Below are 4,554 nucleotides of genomic sequence, written 5' to 3'. Positions count from 1 at the left end.
AAATCGAAGGATAGCCCCGCAAACTAGCAGGAATCTAGCGTGTAGACGGATAGAGATGGAAAAGTGGTGGAAAGCCGTCCAAAAGCGGTGGATAGGAATAGAAAAGTGGCGGATAGCCGGTTGAAATCGAAGGATAGCGCCGCAAAAAAGCAGGAATCTAGCGTGTAGACGGATAGGAATGGAAAAGTGGCGGATAGCCGGTTGAAATCGAAGGATAGCGCCGCAATCTAGCAGGAATCTAGCATGTAGACGGATAGCGAAAGAAAAGTGGTGGATAGCCGTCCAAAAGCGGTGGATAGGAATAGAAAAGTGGCGGATAGCCGGCTGAAATCGAAGGATAGCCCCGCAAAAAAAGCAGGAATCTAGCGTGTAGAAGGATAGTGGTAGAAAAGTGGCGGATAGCCGGCCGAAATCGAAGGATAGCCCCGCAAAAAAGCAGGAATCTAGCGTGATAGATGAATAGCCATCGAAAATCGAATTATAGCTGGCCAGAATCAATGGATAGCACCACAAGAAGCAGGATACACAGATACGGAATAGGGGGATATGTGATGATTAAAGCCATTATTTTTGATTTTGACGGTACAATTATTGATACGGAAACGGCGTGGTATACTGTTTTTAGAGATGCCTATGCCCAATATGGGGTTGACTTATCGTTGGCAACATATGCAAAATGCCTTGGGACCAATCTTCAAGAGTTTAATCCTTATACATATCTTGTCACACATCATCACATTGAATTGGATGTGGAGGCATTTCAAACATCGATTCAACAAAGCCATGCGCAGCTAATGGCCAAGGAAACAGTAAGACCTGGTATTTTAACGTGGCTACAGCAAGCAAGGGAAGCGGGTTTACAAATTGGGTTAGCTAGTAGCTCTAGCCGCCAGTGGATCGATCAATATGTTGATACGCTTGGCATTCGAGATTTTTTTGATTGTTATTGTACTGCTGACACTGTGACCAATGTTAAGCCGGATCCAGAGCTTTACTTGCAGGCCCTTGAACAGTTAGGGATAAAGGCTAATGAGGCTATAGCAATTGAGGATTCACCGAATGGCGCACAAGTAGCAGTAGCAGCGGGGCTGTATACATTAGTCATTCCTAACGCAATCACTAAGCAATTACCTTTTGGTACAGGACATCAGACCCTGGAGACAATAGTACAGTATGATCTACAAGATCTTCTAGCAGTGTTCATCTCCTAATCTCATAACAACAACCTCTCCATTTCAATGGGAGAGGTTTTTTTGTTTCTTTGTGAATTAGTCGTCATATTTTTTATTGCTACATATTATAACGAGAGGGCAATTTACATGGATATATACACTTATTCAGACTAGGGAGGGGGCTATTATTTGAATAGTGAGAAGAAAAGAAATCATTTTTTATGCGAAGCTTTAAGTGATTTGAAGGATCTTCAGGATATTATGATGAACTTTCATTCTAAATATTTCGGTCAGTTACTTGTCAAAATCGTTGGGAGTGATACGATTCCCTTTTTTTTAATTACAAACAGTGGCGCTCATTTAAGGTTAATGGATACAGTGAAACAGTTTGAAACGGAGTTTTTTCGTATTGAGGCAGTCGATAAGGAGCGTTGTCGTGGCACCGTGTCGTTGTTACGTGCCTTCGATTATGAAGGCAATGATACCAATTCCGTGGCGGATGTAGTGAGGTTAGAAAAAACAAGTACGGAAAAATCCATTGAACTTAGTGGCATTTCTGCGATTCAGCTATTAAAGCCAGACATGCTGAAAGGGAAATTTATCATTGAGCCTAAATGGTAGCGCCAGATTATACTACTAAGCTAGAGCATCTGTCTCGATGTAAGGGATAGAAAGTGAATGTAATAGAGAGAGACTCTAATGAAAGGAAGTTTAGCTATGACGATTATTGGTATGCTGCATCATCGACTTGATCCAACCACAGTCCTCAAGTCGTATGCCTATGCAGCAGTTGCAAAGGCAGAAGGGGCACAGTTTTTTTACTTCACACCTAAAAGTGTTGATTTTGCCAAACGTTCCATTCGCGCTAAAGTTTATGAGGATGGACAATGGCATGAAAAAACGATGCCCTTTCCAGATGTGATCTATAATGCAGGGAGTCCAGAGAAATTATCCGTGTCCAAAGAGATTATTGATCGTTTAAAAGAAGAAATTCCATTTACGACTCATTCAATAGGGAATAAATGGAATGTAATGAAGCGATTGAAGGAAGCAAAGGAATTTGAACAGTATTTGATTCCATCAGAAATTGTGAAGGATGTCGATGTATTTCACAAGTTTATCAATTATTATAAAAAGGTTGTGTTTAAGCCAATTGATGGACGCAAGGGTAAAGGTATCTATTTTATTACGAAGGCAGGAACAAAGCATTTTGATGTGAGAAAGGATAGTACGAATACAACCTATTCAAAGCCTCAATTAGATGCATTACTAAAGGAGCAGCTTGCGGCTGGCACCTTTATAATGCAGCCCTATATTCAATCAATCACTAAATCGGGTCAAGTCTATGATTTCCGGCTACATGTACAAAAAAATGGTGAAGGTAAATGGGTAGTGACGACAGTATACCCAAGGATCGCGCCTAATGGCTCTATTATACCGAATATTAATAATGGTGGCTTTACCAATTACTTAGATCCTTTTTTGGAGCAGGAGTTCAAGGAAGAAGCTTATAATATTCGTCGAATGCTAGAGCATTTTTCATTAGCGTTGGCCCATCATCTGGATGAGATTCAAATGGAGAAGTTTGGGGAAGTCATTGATGAAATTGGCATTGACGTAGGTTTAGATCAGCAGCAAAAAATTTGGATGTATGAGGTCAATTGGCGACCAGGCTGTCCTCCTGCTTTTTACTTGGAATTAGATGTTGTCATCCATTCTATTCGTTATGCTATGTATTTAGCGAAAAATCATAAAAAATTGCAGAAGGAGATCGTTCAACAACAAAATCAGCAGCCTGCAGAAAAGAAAAGCATACCGATTATTGCGATTACCGGAAGTGCTGGGAAAACAACGACAAAGGCATTTGTTGGGTCGATTTTATCGAAAAAATGGAATGTTTTTGAGTCGAAGGATTATTGGAATACGACAGAGCATACGAAAAAGCATAAGGAAGAAATCAATGATTCACACCAGGCGGTCGTATTAGAATATGGTATGGCCTACCCTGGTATTATTACGAACCACTGTAGCATAATCCAGCCGAATATTAGTATTGTTACAAATATCGGTTTAGCGCATGTCGGTAATTTTGATGGCGATGTAAGAGGCGTAGCGAAGGCGAAGTCGGAATTGATTCATGGCATGGATCAACAAGGTTTACTCATTGTCAATCAGGATGATGATAATTCAAGGTATTTAGAGACACAGCAATTTAAAGGGAAAATCATCACGGTGGGCATTAAAAAGGAAGCGGACTATCGTGCCTATGATTTACAGTATAAGGATATCGGCATGTCCTTTAAAATGAAGCTACATGGTCAAGAGATAGAAATGTATATTCCTATTTTAGGAGAACATCATGTTTACAATGCTCTGAATGCAGTTGCAGTGGCTGATCTTTTAGGGTTCAGTGCACTCGATATTCAGGCTGGACTCAACTTTAAAAAACCACCAAGACGCTTAACTATCTATAACTGCCGCGATGATATTACAGTTATTGATGATACAGTACACTCCCATCCACAAGGAGTTCGTGCAGCGATTGATGTGCTAACCAATATTGCTAAAAATCGGAAGGTAGCCATTATTGGGCAAATGCGTGAGCTTGGTGTTTTAAGGGAAGAAGAATATAAAAAGGTTGGGGAATATGTATATGATGTTGGAATTGATGAATTCATTACCTATGGATTTAGGACAGATGAAATGAGCAATGCCGCCATCGCCAAGGGCATGGACCCATCCAGGGTACATCATTTTATTAATAAGGACCAATTACATGCCCTCCTAGAAAAGCTCATTAAGCCTCATGATACCATTCTCGTGAAAGGTGCTAGTAAAACGAATATGTTTGAAACCGTGAAATTTTTAGATCAAACATTTAGAGAAGAATAAACCATTAATAAAAATAAAAAAACCCGAGTAACTGTCCACTGCAAGCGGCAATTATTCGGGATATTTTTTTTAAACTCTCAATATAAATTTGATTTCCTTTGCTGCGTTGATAGCATGATTTCTAGCTTCCTTCAATGTGGCTCCTTGTGCAATAACATAGGCATAGCGGTGACCCATTGATAAAGGTGGCGTTAGGAGCGTTCCTTTTCTAGGTTTCACATATACTTCTACGACGCCTGTGGATCTGGATGCTCTCGCCTTACCAATCACCTTCTCTAAAACCCCTTTACTTTCTACAATGACATATTTTGTATAGACAAATTTTTTATGCCTTGGCTGAAAATTAGGCTGTTGACCAAGCAATAGTTTCAGTGTTTCTTCTACTAAACTAAAGCCAAGAGCAGCCTGGAGCATATTGTTCATGGCGCCCCCAGATATTCGCGGATTAATTTCGATGAGTTTCCAACCGTTTTGGGTTAATCGAAGCTCT

General features: G+C 40.2%; 3 protein-coding genes and 1 pseudogene. 3 read left to right on the top strand and 1 reads right to left on the bottom strand.

Annotated elements, in window-relative coordinates:
• Positions 1–551: 551 nt before the first annotated feature.
• The 3 genes from RT445_RS21160 (at position 552) to RT445_RS21150 (ending at position 4,064) form a co-directional block, all read left to right on the top strand.
• A complete protein-coding gene (locus RT445_RS21160; protein ID WP_274796667.1) occupies positions 552–1,211 on the top strand; it encodes an HAD family hydrolase in 660 nt (219 codons plus the stop codon).
• A 150-nt stretch (positions 1,212–1,361) separates the two neighbouring features.
• The gene (locus RT445_RS21155; protein WP_274796668.1) at positions 1,362–1,793 is read left to right on the top strand and encodes a hypothetical protein; all 432 of its coding nucleotides are present in this window, start codon (positions 1,362–1,364) and stop codon (positions 1,791–1,793) included.
• A 78-nt stretch (positions 1,794–1,871) separates the two neighbouring features.
• Positions 1,872–4,064 carry a YheC/YheD family protein gene (locus tag RT445_RS21150; RefSeq protein ID WP_274796669.1) on the top strand — a complete coding sequence of 731 codons (2,193 nt, stop codon included), beginning with the start codon at positions 1,872–1,874 and terminating at the stop codon, positions 4,062–4,064.
• Positions 4,065–4,133: 69 nt separating this feature from the next.
• Here RT445_RS21150 and RT445_RS21145 read toward each other — a convergent pair.
• Positions 4,134–4,554: pseudogene (locus RT445_RS21145) on the bottom strand (ATP-grasp domain-containing protein); the annotation flags it as partial.

Origin of the sequence: Lysinibacillus sp. (assembly GCF_032093475.1) — a bacterium.
Classification (GTDB): Bacteria; Bacillota; Bacilli; order Bacillales_A; family Planococcaceae; genus Lysinibacillus; species Lysinibacillus irui.
Note: the sequence above shows the minus strand (reverse complement) of the source record. Positions and strands in the feature narration are given on the sequence as shown.